Below are 20892 nucleotides of genomic sequence, written 5' to 3' on the forward strand. Positions count from 1 at the left end.
CTACTTCAATATAGCATGTCTAACTTGGGGTGGGCAGACATATATTTCCTGATTTTAAAGGAAAGAATATCAATATACGCCTAGGCTGGCGCAAAATTTGTCGAATGCCGCTGATGGTGGTATTCTGACAGTATGTACAGCGGGTAGAACCATGAGATGGCCCGCAGGATTAGCCGCAATGAGATAAAACAAACACTTCATGGTTAACAACAAGAGGAGATGGTAGGAGAATGGGTTTCTTCAGACGTAAGAAAGAACAGGCTGTCCCGGAAAAGGTAACGGAAACGGTCTGGATCAAGGCTCCATTGACAGGAGAAGCCGTAGGCTTGGCACAGGTCCCTGACCCGGCATTTGCCGAGAAAATGATGGGCGAAGGCATTGCGATTATCCCGGCGGAAGGGAAAGTAACGGCTCCGTTTGATGGGAAAATTGCTAACCTGATGAAGAGCAAGCACGCTCTTGTAATCGAGCATACCTCGGGTGTGCAGGTGTTAATTCACGTCGGCGTAGATACGGTATCTCTGAAGGGCGAAGGCTTTACTGCTCATGTACAGGAAGGAGACTCCGTGACTGCGGGTCAACTACTGCTGGAATTTGATTCCCTACTAATTCGTGGGCGTGAGTTGCCGGATATTACATCGATTATCATCCCTCATGGACTTGATGCTGTGGGCGAGGTTACAGAATACCCAGGCCAAGTAACTGCAGGACAGGAAAATGTGCTGGCCGTGAAGGTGAACTAAGCGGCAAATCAGCCGCTAATTATAGTGCAAGGTCATATCCCCTTCCAGTAGACCGTGCCGCTTATTCTTGGTGACCAGGATGCGGTATCAAAACTGAAAGGGGATATTTGCTTTTTTTTACACGCTAGCTATGAGCATTGATAACCTGCCGAAAGCTATAATTCGGGATTGAATTAGGATCTAATCCGATGCTTGATTCGCTAAACAACTCAAAGCCGTTCTTGCCATAGAACTTTTTGTTTCGCTCGGTGTGGGTAACGAGTGTAATCCATCCGCCTCCGTGTTTCTTGATGTAGGGGAAAATAAATTCGTTAAACAACGCGCTCCCAAGGCTTTTACCTTGATAACCTTTCGCAACCGCAAAGCAGTCAACGTACCAGCCATCCTCCCCGTAAGGAGCACAAGCTGCCTTCATTTTATCCAACGTTTTCAGGAGATGGTTAAGCCTTTTTTGCCCAAGCTGAGCGGCTAAAGCCAAACCTCCGTTGAATAGATATTGAAAGAAACCCGGACTCTTTTCTCCACGCTTTTTCAGCAGAACAGTAGAAACAATTCTCCCATCCATTAGGCCGACGAAGCAGCAGTTTTGCTGATAATAGGACTTTGTATTGGTATAATTAACTTGATACAATTGTTTCTCATAGTCCTTGCCGGGCGCCAATAGAAGCGCATGTAAAGGATATTCCATAAAGGACTCCGTAAACAAGGTTGCGATTTCGTGCAGCTCATGTTTTTGAGCCAAGCGGTAGCTTTTCATAGCAAACTCCCCTTTCAACATGATTGATTTTCTTATTGTATTAAGGGAGTAGACTATAAAAAATAGGGAATGTGGTCGTTTCTGTTCGTTATTGAACAGATGAAACCTAAATGTATAGAAAATGAGGTTGTTTTTCATGGGAGATCGACGGTCCGTTAAAACTAAAGCAGCCATTAAGCAAGCCTTTCTGACGTTATTAAATAACAAGCCAATTTCCAAAATAACGATTTCTGAGATGTCAGAGCTTGCGGATATTGGTAGAGGCACGTTTTATTCGCATTACCAAGATATCTACGATTTGTACAGAGAAGTTGAAACCGAGATGTTCGATCAGTTCAATCGATTTTACGATGAATCCTTCCCAGTGCAAGAGCGTCATGATATTATGCGTTTTATCAACAAAATAACGGATTATATTTATCAAAACAAAACATTATTTGTTGTGATGGCCAACCCGGAAGATACGTTGTTGACCCCTGATAAAATCAAGGCTTTTTTCAAAGGGAAAATACTGCAAGAGCTGCTGCGTGAAAATAAATATCCGAATAAACCTAACGTGTATGAAGAAACGGAAAGCTTATTTATTGCTTCTGGCGTATTTGGGGTCATTGAGGACTGGGTTGTACGCGGTATGGAGGAAGAACCTACGGGGATGTCTATGCGCATCCAGCAGCTTCTGTTGAAGCTAGAGGACTGATTGGTTAGATCTGAATAGCAAAGCGAGCCTCGCGTGAACGGGGCTCGTTTTTTGGGTTTAAGGCGCTCATGGCGCTACCTAAGTTACCGGAGATAAACAAAAAATTTATAGAAAAACCTATAGATTCTCAAGGTAAGGTCTTCCAGGATTGCGGTACAGTATACACATCAACAGATCAGCATCCAACCAAGAAAGAAGGTTAGACCATGACAACAACACCTGCCACCGCTGGAACGGACAGGGTGCTAAAGCCTAAGCAGGCCTTTTACCAGACGAAGAGGTTCCGGCAGAACATTCCATTGTTTCTTATGCTTATACCCGGAATTTTGTATTATGTGATCTTCCGGTATTTTCCTATGGGTGGTCTTGTTATCGCTTTCAAGGACTATAACTTCCGTGACGGCATCTTGTCCAGTCCCTGGGTCGGACTTAAATATTTCGAAATTCTGTTCCAATCCAAGATTACACTGCAAGTCATTTGGAACACGCTGGAGCTTAGTGTTCTCAATCTGATCTTCGGGTTCCCGGCACCTATCATTATTGCGATTGCACTGAATGAGGTTCGCAAGAACTGGCTGAAGCGCTGGATTCAAACGATCATATATCTCCCGCATTTTCTATCCTGGGTTATCGTTGCGGGGATTGTTCTGACCTTGTTCTCGATTGATGGGGGTACCATTAACAAACTGCTGGCGCAATGGGGAATCGAGGCTGTTCCGTTCCTGTATCGTGCCGATTCCTGGGTAGCGATCTTCATCGGCTCTGGCATGTGGAAGGAGATGGGGTTTGGGGCAATTATCTACTTGGCTGCCCTTTCCTCCATTGACCCGAGTTTGTATGAGTCCGCCGGACTGGACGGGGCAGGCAAGCTGAGACAGATCTGGCATATTACGCTACCGGGACTTCGTCCCACGATTATTCTTCTACTCATCCTGGGCATGGGCCGCCTGATGGAGGTCGGATTCGATCAGGTATATAACCTGCAAAATCCAACCGTGCTGGGGCAAGCGGAAGTGATCAGTACCTATGTATACAAGGTGGGGCTACAGCAAGCGCAGTTCAGCTTGACCACTGCGATGGGGCTGTTCGAATCCTTTGTCGGGCTGATTCTGGTATTGTCGGCCAACGCGCTTGCACGGAAATTTGATCAGGGCTTATTTTAGGGGGAGAATTGCGTTGAGAGAATCTACTGGAGGAAAAGTTTTTAGCGTCTTTGTACACGTTGTCTTAATCTTGATTTCGCTCACCTGCATTCTGCCATTCCTGCACTTGGTCGCCTTGTCCTTTAGTGAGGGGCATGCGGTGGATTTGGGGCAAGTGTATTTCTGGCCGGTGGGCCTTGATTTTACGGCATATGCTTATTTCTTCGAGAACACGCCAGCCCTGCGGGCGTTCACCAATAGCTTGATTATCACCTTGTGCGGAACGGCGCTAAGTATGATGACCACTGTTTTGACAGCGTATCCATTATCACGGCGCTACATGTATGCACGTAAGCCTATCACTACAGCCGCCTTATTCACGATGCTGTTCAGCGGGGGGATGATTCCTACGTACTTGGTGATGAACAGTCTCCATTTGACGAATACGTACTGGTCTCTCTGGTTTGTTGGACTGGTAAGCACCTATAATATGCTCATTATGAAAAGCTTCTTCGAGAACATTCCGGGGGAAGTAACGGATTCAGCTCAAATCGACGGCTGCGGAGAGATGCAATTGCTAGGGCGGATCATCCTGCCATTGTCTCTGCCTATGCTGGCGACATTGACGTTGTTCTACGGCGTCGGGTATTGGAACATGTTCATGAATGTCATCTTGTACATCAACCGGACCGAGCTACAGAACCTCACGGTAATCGTCCAGAGCATGCTGCAAATTCAAAGTATGGATAACATGATGGCGATGGACGTGGCGCAGCAACAGGAGCTGATCTCCGAGAAGCTGAAGGCGGTCGGCGTCATGGTCATGGTGGTGCCGATGCTGGTCGTGTACCCGTTCTTGCAGAAATATTTTGTCAAAGGAATCATGCTGGGTTCCATTAAAGGCTAGCGGCAACACATTCCATTCATTATAGATTGAGAGGAGCTTCCAACATGTCTGTACAAACATTCAAGTGGAGCAAGAGGGTCTGGTCATCTGCAGTAATGGTTCTGGTGTTAACCGTGGGGGTCGTTGGCTGCGGCTCATCCAAGGAAGACGGGCAAAGCGCTGGAAAACCGGTCATTACCGTGTCCAATTATGACAGGGGGAACATCCCCGCTGCGGAAGGAACGGTAGAGGAGAATCGCTGGACCAAGTGGATCAACGAAAATTCTCCGGTAGCTGCCAAGTTTGTGCCTGTGCTACGCTCGGAGTCGACACAGAAGCTAAATGTAATGTTCGCCTCCGGTAGTGCCCCGGATATCGTCAATGATTACGATACGGGCTTCCGGGATTCCCTGTACCAGCAGAAGCAGTTGCTGCCGCTGGATGATTATTTGCAGTATGCCCCCGAATATGAAAAGCTGCTGGAGGCCTATCCTCAACTGCGCAATGTGGGCACCAAGTCGGATGGCAAGCTGTACGAAATCGGCAAAATTAATGAGCCACATCTGCAAAGCGTAGCTTTCATTCGGGTGGACTGGTTGAAGAAGCTGAATCTGGAGATGCCAACGACGACGGAAGAACTGTATACCGTGCTCAAAGCCTTCGTGGAGCAGGACCCTGACGGCAACGGCCAGAAGGACACGTACGGAACGAATATCAGCTATACCTCGGGCGGCATGGTCGATTCCATGTTTGGTTCGAACGGGTGGTTGTTAGAGGGCGATCAGATTGTTCGTAGCTGGGATAATACGCTGGAAGCGCTGAAGTTCAAGAAGAGACTGTTCGAGGAAGGGCTGATTGATCGGGATTACCTTGCTGATAAGAACGGCTCCAAGGCGAAGCAGGATTACTTGAATGGCAAGGTCGGCGTATTCCTTCCGCCTCAGATCAACAACTGGTTCGAGAGTACGGTAACTGACATCAAGACGATCCGCAGAGTTATGCCGGATGCGGAAATCGCTCCTTTGCAACAACCCAGGTCTCCCATGGGATTGTTCACCCATCACGTAACTAATCCGCTGCAAATGACAACGGTGCTTAATGCGGGGACGAAAGACCCCAAGGCAGCGATGGAATATCTCAACTTCATGATGCAGCCGGAAACGGCGTTAATCTTGAGAAAAGGCCTGGAGGGGGAACATTGGAATAAGGGGGAAGGCGATGCTCCTGTCGTGATCGATCCCGACAAGAACGTGAAGGAAGTGGATTGGGCAGCAGACTATACGATGTTCTACTCCCTTCCGCAAAATCCACACTTAACTTCGGTCGCGGCCTTTAATCTGGAGGACCCGGATCAGAAGGCGGGGCTGGATATGATGAACACAGCAGATCAGTTCCTGCTTGATTCTGAGGCTCAATATCCTGCTCTGACTCACTATGAGCATATGCCGGTGTTACCAAGTGACCTGGTTGTGATCAATACAAACGTCAACAAGGAATTAAGCGACATTTATGTTAAGGGGATTATCGGTGGACCGAGTTATACGGCAGAGCAGGCTGTGACAGATGCGAAGGCAGCCTGGGAGAGAAGCGGCGGCAAGCAAATCGAGGAATACATGAACTCCTGGTATCAGGAAAATAAAGAGACGGCCTTCCTTGGCGCGGATGTGCTGGAGATGGTGCGATCCCAACTGAAATAGGATTCACATAAAGCGAATAGGGACTTGGTCCGGCGAACGCCGGGCCAAGTTTGTTCTTTTAAAATCCCGGGGTGCCGGGGTACAATCGGGATAAATCATCTACATCTTGGGGGGAGCCGGATTGAATGCGATGAACTGGCCAAGACGCATTGCCGACAAGTTCAAGGGCAGCTTCAAGTTGAAGCTGATTGTATTGCTGTCCTGTATGGTTACCTTAGCCTTTGTCTTGGCGGGCTGGTTGGTCTCCCGCCTGAATGTCCAAATGATGGAGAGCGAGATCAGCAAGCAGTTCTCCATTGCGAACGAACAGGCCTTAGCCCGATTGGAGCTTACCTTCCAGGAGGTCAGCCGGGTATCGCAATCCATTATTCTGAATGAATCTATAGAATTATTCGTCAGAGAAAGTCTTGATCCCGGTGGAGACCTGTATACGCAATTCAAGAATCGTAAATATGTCGAGGAGCAGTTAACGAATCTGCAAGTGGATGCCCCGTCGATCCGCTCGGTGTTCTTATTCAATGAGCGTGGAGAACTGGCGGTTTTGTCGCGAAATGGGGCATCAGGCGAGCCGGAAACGGCAGACTTGGACATGGTGATAGGGAAGCTGGAGACGTATCGCGGCAATCTGGTATGGGGCCGAGCGAGTCTCCCGAGTGCGGTCGATCCTGGTGGGCGCCGAACCGTGCTGATTGCGGCCCGGCGGATGCTCAATGATAAGCTGACTCCCTATGGCACAATGGTCATGGTTATGGAGGAAAGCTTAGTATCCCGGGTATTGCGGGATCTTGCGGAGAATGGCAACGGCAAGGTGCTGTTGCTGGAGCCGATGGGGAGTATGCTCTACTCCAATTCCAACGGGGAGGAGACCGAGCAGCTTATGCATCTGATTGAAGCTGGCGATCCCCATTACGCCCGGATGAACGGCATTGCTTATTTCTTCGTCCGACATCGACTGGAGCCCTCGGGCTTTACGCTTTATGGAGGGGTGTCGCTGCAAGAGATTCAGCGGAAGAACAAGGACATTATCCATATCTTCGTCATTGCTGGCGTGGGCGTGGCGCTGCTTAGCGCCTTGCTCATTACACTCTCAACCCGCACGCTGCTACAGCCTTTGGCTGATCTGATGCGTGGACTGCGCAAGCTGCGTTCCGGGGACTTCGCGGCGCGAATTAGCGTCCGTTCCGGGGATGAGCTGGGGTTCATCAGCGAGAGCTTCAATAGCATGGCCGAACAAGTGAGTGAGCTGATCAACAAGGTATATCTGGCCCAGATCAGTCAGCGGGAATCGGAGTTGAAGGCGATCCAGGCACAGTTGAACCCGCATTATTTGCATAACCTGTTCAATGAATTGTATTGGAAGCTATATAACGAAGATCAAGCTGAGGCAGCGCTGCTGATCAATGCCATCTCGGAGATGCTCAAATATTCGCTCCAGCCGGTCAATACCGATACGACGTTGGGTGAGGAATTACAGCAAATTCGCAATTATATTATGATTCAGACGGAGTTATTCACCGGGGAGATTGAGACGATTATTCAGGCGGATGAGGCCTTGCTGGACTTGCGGATGATGAGATGTCTGCTGCTGCCGGTGGTCGAGAATGTGTTCGTCCATGCTTTCCGTGATATGGATAAGGACCGGGTCTTGCGGGTGAAGGCGACTTTGCAGGAGGACGCCCTGTATATTGAGGTAGCGGACAATGGCTGTGGCATGGACGAACGGACTTTGGCGGCGCTGACCGATGCCAGAGAGGTACTGCCGGAGAGCAGCAAGACCGGGATTGGCTTCAAGAGTGTGCTGCGGCGCATCGAACTCGTCTATGGTCCTCCTTACGGAGTAGAGATTACGAGTGTACAAGGGAAAGGAACCACCGTGGATATCCGGCTTCCCCTTCGAACGAGGCCGCAGGAGATATAAGAAGTGAAGTGATGCGCACACAACTTAGGGGGAGGGGAATGGATGAGAGGGAAGCTGTTTATCGCCGAGGATCAGCCTAATTTTCGCAACGGATTGGTAAAACTGGCAGGCAAGCGCTCCACCGAGTGGGTGGTGGCGGGGGAAGCGGCCAATGGTCGAGACGCTCTGCAAGCGATGGAATCATGCGTACCGGATTTGCTATTGACGGATATCCGTATGCCTCACATGGATGGGCTTGAACTGGCCAAGGAGATCAAGTCTCGTGGCTGGAAGACGCGGATTGTGATTATTACGGGGTATAAGGATTTTGTCTATGCTCAGTCGGCCCTTAAGTACGGTGTGCTGGATTTTATTACGAAGCCTTGCGTAGAGGGAGATATCCTGGGTGTGCTTGACCGGACCTATGTACGGCTGATTGAAGAGAACCAGTCGCGGCGACAAATGGAGGACTGGAAGCGTCAGCATGAGGACAGCCAGCTTCGCTCGGCCATTCTGGGGATGTCTTGTAGCAAGCGGGAGGTAGAGGCGCTGCTTGGGCGGATGAAGGCAGGGGAGCTTTATTTTCTCCATGTGCCAGCCTATTTGTCTACGGAGAAACAATACTCGACTCAGGACATCCCACTCCTGCAATTTGCGCTTAGTAATATGGTGCGTGAGCATCTGAATAAATGGGTAGGAGGGGGCTTCCGCTTGTTCTCCTTAAGCCCCTCCGAATGGGCCTTGTTGGTGGATCATGCGGACTTCGGGCCGGAGGTACCGGCATCCTGGACGCAGGCGCTTACCGACTCGGTGCATCATTATTTGAAGCTGGAGCTTGCTTGCCATGGGCAAGGAACATGCCGTCATGTCGACGAACTGCGCCGGGCTTACGAGCGATATAACGACAGGGCGGACCGGGAAGAGACGGCGGAACGCAGCGCTGCCCACGAGTCTTTGCTGAATCAGACGGCACTTTATGAGAAAGAGAAGGAAATCGTGTCCTGGCTGATGTCAGGGGATAATGAGCAATTGAACAACGAGCTTCAGGAGCAGGTGGTACGAATCGGCGGTCTGCCCCCGCAAACGGCCAAGATCGAAGCATTGCTGCTGACGACCGCCCTCCTGCGGTTGGTGCAAGTGCAATTCCCTGAGTGGAGGGTGGCTTCGCGTTCAATTGAATGGGGAGCCGTGCAGCAATGCAGCACCTCTCAAGAGGTAGTTGCCTGGCTACAAAGCTATACTCAGGAGTTCCTGCACTCCCACAATAGCTGGTTGGTCAGCAAGAACGACAATCCGGTCAAGCAGGCGATCCGGTTCATTGAAGAGAACTATATGGGCGAATGCGGGCTAACCGAGGTTGCTGCCCAGGTGCATCTGAACGCCAGCTATTTCAGCAATCTGTTCAAGAAAGAAACTGGTGAGAGCATCACCGGCTATATCCAGAATCTGCGTGTGCAAAAAGCCAAGCTCCTGCTCAAAAGCACAGACATGAAAATCTTCGAGATCGCTCAAGCCGTCGGCTTCAACGACCCTAATTACTTTACAAATACGTTCAATAAAACCGAAGGCATCTCGCCCAAAGAGTACCGGAAACGTTCGGCCGGTGCCTCGCAGAAGCTGGCGGATGGATTGGCCTAGCGTGAGGAAAGAGTGAGCTTCATCGTCCACGAAGTGCCCGAGACGCCCCAATACACAAACCCCAAGCTCTGATATAACTTCACAGCGGAGGCATTCTCGGGATCAACGCTAAGGGAAAGGGATGGGTAGCCATCCCTTTCTGCTTGCTTGATTATCTCATGCATTAAGCTCCGCCCGAGGCCACTTCCACGGTATGCTGGATGCACAGCGATCCCAAGCTCTGGGGTATCGCTATCGATGAATCCGTACCCTTTATCCGTCTCCGGGAACAATCTGTACCACACTGCCCCTGCAAGATGATTCTCCTTCAGCGCAACAAAAGCTCGATCTCCTGGCTTGCCCCAGCCTGCATGGTATTTCCTGATCGCAGGCTCATTCAAAAGCTTATGCTTCTCCGGCTTGCCCTGCAATATATGAATAGACTCATAGTGCATATCCAGGAAGAAATCCAAGTCATGACCTTCTAACGGTCTGATCCTAATCATAGTGTTCAACTCCAGGTTTGAGGGATGGTTTACTGTCATTTTAGCATAGGGGGGTGATATAACCCTATGCGAATATCGCATAAAATCCGGTTTGCTCTAAGGGTTTAAGTTAAGCTGGGGTGGGGGAGTTAGAGTAATCGCTCCTTACTTGCAGAAGAACAAAGAGGGCGAGCAAATGAAGAGTATATTAGAAGAATTGTACTATGGAAATTTGAATCCTGACGAGCATAATGTCCCTACTGATCCAGAGTATCGCGCGCTGACCAGAAAGATTTCTCAATTTATGGAGGAAGCCAAACAGCGACTGTCGGAGAGTGAGTTTGCCGTGCTTGAGCAAATTCTCGATCTGAACGGAGAATCTGGTTCTATGGTCGCAAGCGCGGCATTTGTTCAAGGGTTTAGGATGGGGGCTTTAGTGATGGTGGAGGTGTTTGGGGTAGATATGAAGGAGTATGAAAAATAATCATTTCGAGTATAGGATGTGAAATTTAATTGCATTATTACAAATAATCACTTTCTTTACTAAATAATTTGTAGAGATTCTTTGTTTTAAAACAGAAAATAATTTATTCGTCATATTGAATTTTATAGTAGAATGTGGTTATGGGATATTTATACTAAATCAGACTAATTCATACTATGTTAAGACACCTCACATATTGATTTGCATAATAACATTATATGACAAAGCATGCAGGTAGGATTATGAAAAGCCACGATAAGTAACAATGAATTCCAAACATTTATGATTTGTGCAAGAAAAAAGCTTTATGTATTGCTTCATTGTTCACTCAAAATTGTATCCGATTGTAAAATTAGGGATTAATGAAATATTACACATTGACGATAAATTTTATTATCAGGGTTCGGCCCCCTACAAAGTCACAACCAGTGAAATTTAAAACTATCATTTAGAAATATCAAAATCGTGCTGTTTGGATAGGAAATGATAAGACTCACTATATAAGAAAGTGGGATAATAAGGACATTAATGATCTTAAAAATCACATAAAAATAACAACCAAATGGATTACAAATGAAATTCTTTCAAATAAATATATTAGAGAAATGAACTAATATCCCTTAGTAACAATTCCCTTTATGAAAACTCAGTGTTATCAGGGAAGACAAAAAATGAAGGTGATTAACGTATGAGAGAAAGTAAGAAGAATTTTATCTTTAATGGCAATTTAACAACTTCAGGGAGAATCATAATATTAACTTTAGGAATCACATTTATAATTTTAGCCTTTTTTTTTACAAATGATAAAGAAGGTTTAATTTTTAGAATAGGAATTCACGAAAGTGTGGCAAACCTTGTCAACGGGTGTATCCTAGGTGGCTTGTTCGCTACAGGGATTATTTTTTTGTTTTTAATCTTTAATTTTCAAAATAATTTAATAAAGGCAACAATAATTCTAACTTTAGTCATATTAGTTGTTCTTGCGCTAGTTTACTCAAACGTAAGAAGTATGTTCTTTGGAGTTTTCATTGATATAATAATTTTTGTAGTAGTCGTTCTTTTTCTTGAGATATATTCAACTGTAACAACAATGTTTACCTCGGGCTTTTTTTTTGTTATTTGTATTGCACTAATAACTTTTAATATACCTTACTTTAATAATAAACCTGGAGCAGCAATTTATCTAATAGTAACGTTAGCTTTAGTCTTGTACCAGATTTTTGGGGTTTATCTAAATAAATTTTTTATCTCAAAAATGATGAGACAACCCAAAAGAGCAGAAGACTTCAATTGGGATCTGTTGAAGACACATATGAGCTTAATTTATATAATTATTTTCATCTTAATTAATGTAACTGGACTACTTTACGAGCAAAATCAATTGAATTATTCAAATATTGTAAACAACTGTTTTCTTACGGCTATAACTCTATGTCAAATTAACTGGGTGTCTCTTGTGAAAAAACTGAATACAGGTTAAATCATCAAACCAGAAGCACCAAGAATTCACTAAATTCAAAGCCGTATGATATACTATCCATGAGGTGATATTCATGTTAAAAGATGATGTGAAACAAATGCTTGACAAACTCCCCGATGACTGTTCACTTGAAGATATTCAATATACATTATATGTTAGGTCAAAAATGGAAAAGGGGCAGCAGGACATTAATGAAGGTCATGTTCTGTCGCATGAGGAAGTTAAAGCGAGGATGGATCGATGGTTAAACAAACAATAATCTGGACGGTTACAGCATATAGGGATTTGCAGAATATTGTTGAGTTTATATCTGAAGATTCTTTACATTATGCCATGGCATTCTATGAAGATGCTATGGAGAAGGCAAAAACACTTACTGAGTTCCCGCACCGAGGTCGTATTGTTCCTGAAATGGATAATCCTCAGTTGCGGGAAATTTTTATACATAGGTACAGAATGATCTATCAAGTTATAGATGATCAAATAATTATACAGACCATAATACATGGGGCAAGAAATTTTACAAAGGAATAGTTATAGCCAAAGGCATACTTCCATGGAATCACGACGCACTTATTCCTTGACAAGCCAACATATAACTCACTTAAGCTTATATGTTCTGAAGGACTTTCTCCATTCCCAAACGCTCAAGAGGATGCTCTAATACTTTTTTTCATAAAGAAGGGGATAGTTATCTCTACCTTCATAGTACGCTGATTTTGATAAAGACATTATTGACCTTTAGGTCAATAATTGCTACTATAAGTCAACAGAGATCATATTAGGTTTTCTAGGGGAGGGGAAAGTTAGCTAAGATACCAATGTTCTTTTTTTTGCATAATTAATGACCGTTCGGTCAATTATAAGTGTGTGAAAAATTATGTGTACGATTCACAGTATTTTTAAGTGTTTTAAAAATATATAGAAATACAATTTCGAGGAGTGGCTCATATGACAACAGGAAAAAAACTACTTTCGACTTATCAATTAGGAAATATGTCTTTGAAAAATCGCGTCGTTCTTGCACCTATGACAAGAATGTCGGCAGACCATGACGGTAGCGCAAATGACAGAATGGCTCGTTATTATGAAAGTTTCGCTGCGGGTGGCTTCGGACTAATTATTACAGATGCAACATATCCAGATGAACAATATAGTCAAGGTACCCTTAATCAGCCTGGCATTGCGAATGAAGACCATGTACAAGCCTGGAAGGCTTCTACGGAGGCTGTACATGCTAAAGGAAGCAAGATCATTTTACAAGTGGCGCATGCTGGTGCGGTTTCGCAAGGCAATCAGTACCTATCCGGAACGGTCGCTCCTTCAGCTATTCAACCCTTGGGAGCAGATCAGAACCATATGGCCCCGAAAGAGCTTTCCGTTCAAGAAATTAAAGAAGTGATTGATGGTTTTGTTCAGGCTGCATTGCGGGCGGAGCAGGCCGGATTTGATGGAATAGAGCTTCATGGCGCAAGTGGGTTCTTATTGGATGAATTTTTGACGGATTATACCAACCAGCGTCAAGATGAATACGGCGGCTCCACTGAAAACCGAACACGGTTCATTACGGAGTTAATTGAAGCTATCAAAGACAAACTCGGTGATCGTATGATTGTGGGCATTCGACTATCTCAATCCAAAATTAACGATTATACGCACAAATGGGCTCATGGAGAAAAAGATGCTGAGATTATTTTTGGCGCTATGGGTAAAGCAAAAGTAGATTATATTCATATTACGGAATATAATAGTTTGTTGCCTGCTTTTGAGAATAGCAGTTCTACACTTGTTGAGCTCGCGAAGAAGTATGGAAAAACAACAGTGATCGCCAATGGACAGCTAGATCAGCCGGTAGATGCGGAGAAGGCGCTGGAGATCGGTGCAGACCTTATTTCTCTGGGCAAACCAGCTCTAGCGAATCATGATTGGCCAATTAAAGTTGCAAAAGGATTGCCCATGGACGAGTTCACAGGTGAAGTTCTAAGTCCGTTACCTACTATAAAAGACAGTGAACTTTACAAGGAGAATGTTTAACCATTCGAGCGTGTAAGCACTGATTTTAATCTAGGAGTGAAAGGGATTAAAATGAGTAGACCGAGAGAGTTCGATTATGATAAAGTGCTGAATCAACTTATGCTGGTTTTTTGGCTGAAGGGTTATAAAGGCACGTCTTTGGCGGATTTGGTGGAAGTTAGCAAGTTGAAAAAGCAAAGCATATACGGAGCATATGGCGATAAGCATGCTGTGTTTATTAAGGCACTTCGTTTATATCGGATGCAAGCCATGAACTCGATTCAAAAGTTATTAAATCAAGAAAAGTCAGCGATAACAACGTTAGAATTATGGAGAGCTAATTTACTTGAATCTGGTCTGAACGACTGTCCCAAAGGCTGCATTATCGTCAATATGGCCTTGGAGTTAGGGGAAGACGATGCAGAAGCAAAGATTGAAATTGATGCATTGTTTGAAGATTCGGAAAAGCTGCTGGAAGAAGTCATCCGTCGTGGTCAAGAAAACTTTGAAATTACGTCGCGATTTCCAGCCAAAGTGATAGCCCAAAGTTTGGCGACTACGCAACATGGGATTCGGGTGTTGGAAAAGACAGGTGCTTCCCGCGATAAAATCAAAATGATACTTGATTATAGTATTGAATCGATTCTTGCTACTTAGTATGAAGATATCTACACTTTGTAAATAAGGAGCCTTCTCATGAAATTACAACTCACTCCATCTTTCACCTACCAACTGCTAATTATGCTCGAAACCAAGCTCATATGGTACAAGCATTACCGGCTGTTTTGTGATGAGGTGATTTTGGCTTACGATACACCGCCGTATTGGGCGATTGAGCTGGCGAGTGTGACGTATCAAGGGAAGGCGATAGAGGCAGTTCGAAGCTTTATACGCTCGGAGCAGTCGAGTGCTGGGGAGCCTGTTGGATTAGCCGATCAGTATATCGCGTGCTTGTATTTGAAATACGAGCGAAGAGAGATTTCCTGGGCCAGCTTCTTGCTGGAGACGGGGAGATATGCTGATCAGTCTGAGCAGGTTAAGGAGCCTTGTGAATATTTTTACGAGTTGCTTAATCATATGGAGGACAGCGAATTTGATCTTGATGTAGAGAGGCAGCAGAGGGAAGAGGTTCAGCTTCGGTTCGACAAGGAGATAGAAGAGATACGAAGGATTTATGAGGTGTTGCGGGATTACTATCGTCAGTTCTTGCAGCGATCCACAGACTCCCTCTAGCTTTTTTCCAGGTTGGTGTTTGGTTTACTATTTTGTTATGCTGGAAGCAAAATGGTTAAGGCACCCGGTTCTATATTAAGAGTAACGGGGGAGTTAGTGTGCGTAGCAAGGTAACGATGCAACAGATCGCCGATAGGGCGGGTGTGTCTAAGTTTGCTGTGTCCCGAGCGCTTGCGGGCAAGTCGGGGGTCAGTGAACAGACTCGGGATTACATTATTAAGGTAGCCGGAGATTTGGGCTTCTTCCAAGCGACTCAGCACACGTTAACTAACCAAACCTTTCGCAGTCCAGAAGGGAAGCACGCCGAGACGGTGCTCATCCTCTTTCCTAACATTCGATTTCAGAATGTGGAGAATAAGTTCTGGGGCGATATCTTCACTGCAATCTCGGGACGGCTACAAGCACAGGGCTTGACGATCGTAACCTTAACTCAATTATCCAGGGACAGTGTAACCAAGCTATTAAATCCTGATATGATTCTAGGTGTGATCTCTGTAGGGACCGTGTCTACACATGTGTTGCTGGAGGTTCAGAGCATGAAGTTGCCGCTGGTCATGATTGACCATATGGATACGGCGCTGGAATGCGACAGCATCTTCATGGATAATTACTTTATGATGAAGCAGCTTATAACCCGGCTGATTAGCCGGGGATACGAGAAATTCCAGTTTGTCGGCAAGCCCGATTATTCTTTTAGCTTTGGGGAACGTTGGCGGGCCTTTCAAGATAGCTTAAGCGAGCACGACCTGGCACATACGCAACACCCGCAACTGATGCAATCCGATACCTTGGATGAATTAGCGGGAGTGCTGTCTATTCCGGTGGAGGAGCTACCTCAGATCTTCGTGTGTGCGAATGATTTTGTTGCCTTAAGAGTGTATGATGCGCTTAAGGAACGAGGCCTGCGCATTCCAGAGGATTGTGCAGTAACGGGCTTCGATAATACCGACCATGCCGAGAAGCTGCACCCCGGTCTTACATCCATTCATGTGCCCAAAGAGGCAATGGGGGCCAAGGCGGTGGATCAGTTGCTGCATCGGGTTAGACACCCTAATGAGTATTTTAGCAAGACGCTACTTATGGGGGATTTGGTCATGAGAGATTCTACGAGATAACATCGGAATAGGAGCAGGGCTGCGGCCCTGCTTTTTTGTGTTCACGGACATAAAACCATAGGCGGGCACATATATCATAATTAAATAACAAGTTAGGTCATTGTTATATCTATTCAGGGGTTTTGTTTGGTTGAAGAGTGGTTGCGTTAGCCTATGTTAGGGAAGATAGGGAGGGTGTCTATGTTTAATGGCAAAATGAAAGCGGTTACTCCATTTATGGTAAGTTTGCTAATCTTGATGCTCGTTGTCGTGACCGGTTGCTCTGGTGGTAATAATGCACAGATTACTAATGATCCTGCCAATACAACCAATACGAATACGGGCAGCAATCAGCCGCAGGAGAACCAGGAGGAACCCGAAGAGGAAGCTATTGATTTGGGTGGACGTGTCATTCGGCTCTCGGCCTGGTGGGATTTGACCCCCTTGGGTGATTCCGCTTCCAGTATAGCCGAGCTGGAGCAGATTGCCGCAGTGGAGGAGAAATATAATGTGGACATCCAGTTCGTCAATGTTCCCTTCGAGAACTACCTGGATAAGTTCACGACAACCACGCTAGCGGGTGAACCGTTTGCAGATATTGTAATGCTGGAGAATAAGGCCGCACTCCCGGCCATTTTGAAGGGGCAGCTGCTAACCATTGATGAATTCACCAATGCAGATAGCAATATCCATAACGAGCAAAATCTCATGAAGAAGAATGCGCCATTGGCCGGTGGGGAGTATTCTTTTGGACGGCCGGGTAATTATGGGACTTCGCTGATGTATAATCGGGAGATTTTCAAACAACTGGGTCTGCCGGACCTCAAGGAACTGTATAGTCAAAGCAAGTGGAGCTGGGAGAAGTTCGCCGAAATTGCCAAGCAAGCCACTAAAGACACCAATAACGACGGGAAAAACGATTATTGGGGCTTCTCTGGGTGGGGTCTGGATGTTGCCCGTCACTTTGCTGCCTCGAACGGAGCCAAGGGCGTTGATGATGCCGCGAAGAAGGAGACGCTTAGCGATCCGAAAATGATTGAGGCGTTGGAGTTCGTCAATAAGCTGTACAACGTGGATAAAGTGGTAAAAGTGAAGACGGGTAACCGTATGGAATACACGGAGACCGATACCTTCAAGGATGGCGACGTGGCCATGTTTATCGCTGCGGAGTGGATGGTGGGAGACATTCAGTTCGACTTCGGTATTGTTCCCATTCCGACGGGACCGAAGGGAAGCGACCAGTATGTCTACGCGGATACCGCAGGCCAGGGTCAATTTATCCCCAAGGGCGTTAAGGACCCGGCGATGGTCTATAAAATTTATGAGGAAATGGTTGACATTCCCCCATTAGAGGACTTCCCAAGCCAATCCTGGCTGGAGGGGATTTACAAGCATCAAGAGGACATCGATATGCTGGTGCAGCATATTTCGGGCAAAGGCATGCCGGTGCTGGAGGATGCATATCCCGACTTCCCGCTGTATACCGTGGTGGAGGATATCATTGTGAAGAATGCTTCGGTGACTTCCACGGTTGACAAATACAAGCAGCAGGCTCAGGCAGCCGTGGATGCGCTAGGCAACTAATCGCAGTCGTATAACGAAGAACCTCGCCTTGTTGAAGGTGGGGTTCTTATCACCTAACAGGTAGCGGGTAACTATGCTCAATATTTATGAGCTACCGGTAGTTCAGGCTGGGTCTGACGGGGGGATGACATTGATGGTAAGTAGTTACAGAGCATGGGCGATTGGATTCTTGGCGGTATGGCTTGTCGCAGTTCCGCTATCTTCTACAGTAGACAGGCCTGCACAGGCGGCGGGAGGTCGTGGTGAAGAACTGGACAGCACTTTGCCCTTGTCCCAATCAAGCCGATTCAAGGACCGGGTGTTGTACTCCGAATATCTGCAAAGCTATGCAGAAGCATCCACTCCCCGGACAGAGATCCGGATCGAGGCAGCGGATTATATAGCAGCCGAAGGCATGACCCCGGTGATTGAAGATAACTACGAGGGAATGGACGGAAGGTCTGTGTTAACGGAGGAAGCAGGTTCAATTTCCTGGAAAATAGAGGTGGCAGAAGCCGGAATGTACCATCTTGCCGTGCAATATTACCCGGTGGCCGGGAAGAGCACGGATATCCAGCGTATGCTGCTAATTGATGGCAAGCTACCTTTCTTTGAAGCGAATGTCTTGAAGTTCCCCCGGGTATGGGGCAATCGCTACGCAGAGGTCAAAGTGGATAATCAGGGGAATGATATCCGGCCACAGCAAATGGAGACGCCGATGTGGCGGACATTAACGGTTAAGGATACAGACGGCAAGTATTCGGAGCCCTATCAATGGTATCTATCGGCGGGAAGCCATGAGATTACATTCGTAGCTGGGCGAGAGCCTGTGGTGCTGAAGGAGCTGATATTCTACCAGGAGGCTGAACCAAGTCCCTATCAAGAGGTGCTGAGCGCTTGGCAAACCCAAGGCGTACAGCCGACAAGCGGTATCACTCTTGAAATTCAGGCTGAGGATGCGATGTATAAATCTTCCCCCACCTTATATCCGCTAACAGATCGTTCCAGCCCTGCTGTGTCGCCCTATAGCTCATCCGTCGTGAAGATCAATACGATTGGCGGGAACAATTGGCGGCTACCGGGACAATGGATCGCCTGGGAGGTCGACGTGCCGGAGAGTGGGTTCTATCATATCGGCATGAACACCAAGCAAAGCTTCGTGCGTGGTACCTATTCAGCCAGGAAGTTAAGCATTGATGGGGTGACGCCTTTCCAGGAGGTCGAGGAGATCAAGTTCAAATACGGCAATGCTTACCGCATGGAGGTACTCGGCAAGCACAAGGAGGAACCTTATTTATTCTATCTGACGCAAGGCAAGCATGAGATTTCCATGGAAGTAAATCTGGCGAGTATGGCCCCTCTGATTAATGAGGTGGAGCAGGGGCTACTTGAGATTAATGCACTCTATCGGCAAATTCTGATGATTACCAGTTCCAGCCCCGACCCCTATCGGGATTACCAGCTAGAGCAGAAAATTCCTGGTCTGCTGGAGAAGTTCCGCAACGAGCGGAATCGCCTCAGCTCGGTCCTGGAGCGCTTGAAGGGCATGAGTGGCGATGCGGGGAGCCAGGAAGCGTTGCTGCTTACCATGCGCGACCAACTAAATGAAATGATCAAGCGGCCTGATAAAATTCCGCAGCAGCTTAACTCGCTGAAGACCAATGCCGGAGGCTTGGGCACCTGGATGCTGACCGCCCGCGAACAGCCGCTGCAATTGGATGCGCTGTATGTGATATCTCCCGATCAAGCCTTTCCCGAGCCAGGAAGCTCCTGGTTGTCCAAGGTGAGGCATGAGCTAGGAACGTTTTTCTCCTCCTTCTTCATTGATTACAACCGGATTGGTGACGTCAGCGACGAGAGCAGCGATGCCGGCTCAATCACGGTCTGGGTGGGCTCGGGGCGCGATCAGTCGCAGACGCTGAAGGCGATGATCGACGAACTGTTCACGCCAGAGTCGGGCATTCAGGTGAATGTGGAGCTCGTCCCCATGTACACCTTGCTCCAAGCCACCCTGGCCGGTCAAGGGCCGGATATCGCCATGGGCGTCACCAACGATATTCCGGTGAATTATGCAATGCGCAATGCGGTGAAGGACTTGTCCGAGTTCGCGGATTTTGCGGAAGTGGAGCAGCGGTTCAGGGAGAGTGCCATGGTTCCGTACGGCTATGGGGAGGGTGTCTATGGCTTGCCGGAGCAGCAGATTTTCAACATGATGTTCTATCGAATGGACATTTTGGAAGAGCTTAATCTGGAGGTGCCCAAGACCTGGGATGAGGTCTATACGATGCTGTCTGTCTTAAGCAAAAGCCATATGCAGTTCGGTCTGCCCCTAACCTTACAGCCGCAATATGCTGGTCAGAATATTCCGCCGAACCCGATCTATGGAGCGTTATTGTTCCAGCAAGGCGGACAATTCTACCGGAACCAAGGAGAGCAATCGGATCTGGATTCCAAGATAGGCATTGAAGTATTCAAGACCTGGACCGAATTCTATACGGACTACAAGCTCGATAAGGAATTTGACTTCGCGAACCGCTTCCGCACGGGCGAGATGCCGATTGGTATTGCTGATTATACGATGTATAACCAATTGTCGGTCTTTGCCCCCGAAATTCATGGTCTCTGGGAGTTTGCGCCCATCCCCGGTACTAGAGGAGAGGATGGGGTCCTGCGGCGGGATACTCCAGCTAGTGGTACAGGGCTAATTATGCTCCGGGGAATTCAGGATGCGGAGGCTGGCTGGGAATTCATGAAATGGTGGACAAGTGAAGAGATTCAGACGAGATTCGGCAGGGAGATGGAGGGCCTGATGGGGGCTGCGGCACGTTATCCGACGGCGAATAAGGCAGCGCTGGAGCAGCTTCCTTGGCCCATCCGCGATTATCAGAGCCTATCGGTGCAACTGGAGGCTGTACGCGGTATTCCTGAGGTGCCGGGCGGTTACTTCACGGGGCGGCATCTGGTCAATGCCTTCTACCGGGCCGTTAATGAAGAGACGCCTGCTCGGGAGGCGATCATGGATTATGTGGAATACATTCAGGATGAGATTGCCTTGAAGCGCCGAGAATTCGGGCTGTCTGATTCCCGGGATCGATGATGGGGGG

The 20892-nt window shown here is 47.2% G+C and carries 19 protein-coding genes; 17 read left to right on the forward strand and 2 right to left on the reverse strand.

Translation table 11 applies throughout. The annotated features are described in order from the left end of the window. The first annotated feature begins 230 nt into the window (after positions 1 to 230). The gene (locus tag AC1VOR_RS10395; RefSeq protein WP_482617536.1) at positions 231 to 743 is read left to right on the forward strand and encodes a PTS sugar transporter subunit IIA; all 513 of its coding nucleotides are present in this window, start codon (positions 231 to 233) and stop codon (positions 741 to 743) included. 124 nt (positions 744 to 867) lie between these two features. Here the strand turns inward: AC1VOR_RS10395 and AC1VOR_RS10400 are convergent, their stop codons facing one another. After that, entirely contained in the window at positions 868 to 1500 is a 633-nt protein-coding gene (locus tag AC1VOR_RS10400; protein ID WP_482617537.1) for a GNAT family N-acetyltransferase, read from the reverse strand. Between the two features lie 136 nt (positions 1501 to 1636). Between AC1VOR_RS10400 and AC1VOR_RS10405 the strand changes: the two genes are divergently transcribed. The 6 genes from AC1VOR_RS10405 (at position 1637) to AC1VOR_RS10430 (ending at position 9457) form a co-directional block, all read left to right on the forward strand. Then, entirely contained in the window at positions 1637 to 2197 is a 561-nt protein-coding gene (locus AC1VOR_RS10405; RefSeq protein ID WP_482617538.1) for a TetR/AcrR family transcriptional regulator, read from the forward strand. A gap of 206 nt (positions 2198 to 2403) precedes the next feature. Beyond that, entirely contained in the window at positions 2404 to 3360 is a 957-nt protein-coding gene (locus tag AC1VOR_RS10410) for an ABC transporter permease (RefSeq protein WP_482617539.1), read from the forward strand. A 13-nt stretch (positions 3361 to 3373) separates the two neighbouring features. Next, positions 3374 to 4246 (forward strand): carbohydrate ABC transporter permease, encoded by an 873-nt coding sequence (locus tag AC1VOR_RS10415; protein WP_482617540.1) that lies wholly within the window; start codon positions 3374 to 3376, stop codon positions 4244 to 4246. A gap of 44 nt (positions 4247 to 4290) precedes the next feature. Further along, positions 4291 to 5922 (forward strand): extracellular solute-binding protein, encoded by a 1632-nt coding sequence (locus tag AC1VOR_RS10420; protein WP_482617541.1) that lies wholly within the window; start codon positions 4291 to 4293, stop codon positions 5920 to 5922. A 130-nt stretch (positions 5923 to 6052) separates the two neighbouring features. Continuing rightward, complete coding sequence (locus AC1VOR_RS10425) at positions 6053 to 7840, forward strand: cache domain-containing sensor histidine kinase (protein WP_482617542.1); 1788 nt, start codon at positions 6053 to 6055, stop codon at positions 7838 to 7840. Between the two features lie 42 nt (positions 7841 to 7882). Next, positions 7883 to 9457 carry a response regulator transcription factor gene (locus tag AC1VOR_RS10430; protein ID WP_482617543.1) on the forward strand — a complete coding sequence of 525 codons (1575 nt, stop codon included), beginning with the start codon at positions 7883 to 7885 and terminating at the stop codon, positions 9455 to 9457. Here the strand turns inward: AC1VOR_RS10430 and AC1VOR_RS10435 are convergent. Next, positions 9454 to 9942: a GNAT family N-acetyltransferase gene (locus tag AC1VOR_RS10435; RefSeq protein ID WP_482617544.1), complete on the reverse strand. Its 489-nt coding sequence runs from the start codon at positions 9940 to 9942 to the stop codon at positions 9454 to 9456. The genes AC1VOR_RS10430 and AC1VOR_RS10435 overlap by 4 nt on opposite strands. Before the next feature lie 175 nt (positions 9943 to 10117). Here AC1VOR_RS10435 and AC1VOR_RS10440 point away from each other — a divergent pair, with 175 nt between their 5' ends. From AC1VOR_RS10440 to AC1VOR_RS10485, 10 genes are all read left to right on the forward strand, one after another. Beyond that, on the forward strand, positions 10118 to 10405 hold the full coding sequence (locus AC1VOR_RS10440) for a DUF6809 family protein (protein ID WP_482617545.1): 288 nt from the start codon (positions 10118 to 10120) through the stop codon (positions 10403 to 10405). Positions 10406 to 11093: 688 nt separating this feature from the next. Beyond that, complete coding sequence (locus AC1VOR_RS10445; protein WP_482617546.1) at positions 11094 to 11885, forward strand: hypothetical protein; 792 nt, start codon at positions 11094 to 11096, stop codon at positions 11883 to 11885. 73 nt (positions 11886 to 11958) lie between these two features. After that, the gene (locus AC1VOR_RS10450) at positions 11959 to 12144 is read left to right on the forward strand and encodes a hypothetical protein (RefSeq protein WP_482617547.1); all 186 of its coding nucleotides are present in this window, start codon (positions 11959 to 11961) and stop codon (positions 12142 to 12144) included. Further along, positions 12126 to 12419, forward strand: coding sequence for a type II toxin-antitoxin system RelE/ParE family toxin (locus tag AC1VOR_RS10455; RefSeq protein ID WP_482617548.1), 294 nt, complete (start codon positions 12126 to 12128; stop codon positions 12417 to 12419). Before AC1VOR_RS10450 ends, AC1VOR_RS10455 begins: the two co-directional genes overlap by 19 nt. Before the next feature lie 417 nt (positions 12420 to 12836). Then, entirely contained in the window at positions 12837 to 13919 is a 1083-nt protein-coding gene (locus AC1VOR_RS10460) for an oxidoreductase (RefSeq protein WP_482617549.1), read from the forward strand. A gap of 51 nt (positions 13920 to 13970) precedes the next feature. Continuing rightward, complete coding sequence (locus AC1VOR_RS10465; protein ID WP_482617550.1) at positions 13971 to 14555, forward strand: TetR/AcrR family transcriptional regulator; 585 nt, start codon at positions 13971 to 13973, stop codon at positions 14553 to 14555. A gap of 39 nt (positions 14556 to 14594) precedes the next feature. Further along, positions 14595 to 15131 (forward strand): hypothetical protein, encoded by a 537-nt coding sequence (locus AC1VOR_RS10470; protein WP_482617551.1) that lies wholly within the window; start codon positions 14595 to 14597, stop codon positions 15129 to 15131. Between the two features lie 98 nt (positions 15132 to 15229). After that, positions 15230 to 16246, forward strand: a complete 1017-nt coding sequence (locus tag AC1VOR_RS10475; protein WP_482617552.1) for a substrate-binding domain-containing protein — start codon at positions 15230 to 15232, stop codon at positions 16244 to 16246. 180 nt (positions 16247 to 16426) lie between these two features. Then, the gene (locus tag AC1VOR_RS10480; protein WP_482617553.1) at positions 16427 to 17809 is read left to right on the forward strand and encodes an ABC transporter substrate-binding protein; all 1383 of its coding nucleotides are present in this window, start codon (positions 16427 to 16429) and stop codon (positions 17807 to 17809) included. A 133-nt stretch (positions 17810 to 17942) separates the two neighbouring features. After that, complete coding sequence (locus AC1VOR_RS10485; protein ID WP_482617554.1) at positions 17943 to 20885, forward strand: extracellular solute-binding protein; 2943 nt, start codon at positions 17943 to 17945, stop codon at positions 20883 to 20885. Positions 20886 to 20892: the final 7 nt, after the last annotated feature.

It is taken from the genome of Paenibacillus sp. 1SOY10 (assembly GCF_056836745.1).

Excerpts from the sequence above, each read along its gene's own strand:
- AC1VOR_RS10400 (WP_482617537.1), bottom strand. The coding sequence starts at position 1,500 with ATGAAAAGCTACCGCTTGGCTCAAAAACATGAGCTGCACGAAATCGCA.
- AC1VOR_RS10460 (WP_482617549.1), top strand. The coding sequence starts at position 12,837 with ATGACAACAGGAAAAAAACTACTTTCGACTTATCAATTAGGAAATATG.
- AC1VOR_RS10410 (WP_482617539.1), top strand. The coding sequence starts at position 2,404 with ATGACAACAACACCTGCCACCGCTGGAACGGACAGGGTGCTAAAGCCT.
- AC1VOR_RS10470 (WP_482617551.1), top strand. The coding sequence starts at position 14,595 with ATGAAATTACAACTCACTCCATCTTTCACCTACCAACTGCTAATTATG.
- AC1VOR_RS10485 (WP_482617554.1), top strand. The coding sequence starts at position 17,943 with ATGGTAAGTAGTTACAGAGCATGGGCGATTGGATTCTTGGCGGTATGG.
- AC1VOR_RS10395 (WP_482617536.1), top strand. The coding sequence starts at position 231 with ATGGGTTTCTTCAGACGTAAGAAAGAACAGGCTGTCCCGGAAAAGGTA.
- AC1VOR_RS10425 (WP_482617542.1), top strand. The coding sequence starts at position 6,053 with ATGAACTGGCCAAGACGCATTGCCGACAAGTTCAAGGGCAGCTTCAAG.
- AC1VOR_RS10465 (WP_482617550.1), top strand. The coding sequence starts at position 13,971 with ATGAGTAGACCGAGAGAGTTCGATTATGATAAAGTGCTGAATCAACTT.
- AC1VOR_RS10430 (WP_482617543.1), top strand. The coding sequence starts at position 7,883 with ATGAGAGGGAAGCTGTTTATCGCCGAGGATCAGCCTAATTTTCGCAAC.
- AC1VOR_RS10420 (WP_482617541.1), top strand. The coding sequence starts at position 4,291 with ATGTCTGTACAAACATTCAAGTGGAGCAAGAGGGTCTGGTCATCTGCA.
- AC1VOR_RS10445 (WP_482617546.1), top strand. The coding sequence starts at position 11,094 with ATGAGAGAAAGTAAGAAGAATTTTATCTTTAATGGCAATTTAACAACT.
- AC1VOR_RS10440 (WP_482617545.1), top strand. The coding sequence starts at position 10,118 with ATGAAGAGTATATTAGAAGAATTGTACTATGGAAATTTGAATCCTGAC.
- AC1VOR_RS10450 (WP_482617547.1), top strand. The coding sequence starts at position 11,959 with ATGTTAAAAGATGATGTGAAACAAATGCTTGACAAACTCCCCGATGAC.
- AC1VOR_RS10455 (WP_482617548.1), top strand. The coding sequence starts at position 12,126 with ATGGTTAAACAAACAATAATCTGGACGGTTACAGCATATAGGGATTTG.
- AC1VOR_RS10480 (WP_482617553.1), top strand. The coding sequence starts at position 16,427 with ATGTTTAATGGCAAAATGAAAGCGGTTACTCCATTTATGGTAAGTTTG.
- AC1VOR_RS10435 (WP_482617544.1), bottom strand. The coding sequence starts at position 9,942 with ATGATTAGGATCAGACCGTTAGAAGGTCATGACTTGGATTTCTTCCTG.
- AC1VOR_RS10405 (WP_482617538.1), top strand. The coding sequence starts at position 1,637 with ATGGGAGATCGACGGTCCGTTAAAACTAAAGCAGCCATTAAGCAAGCC.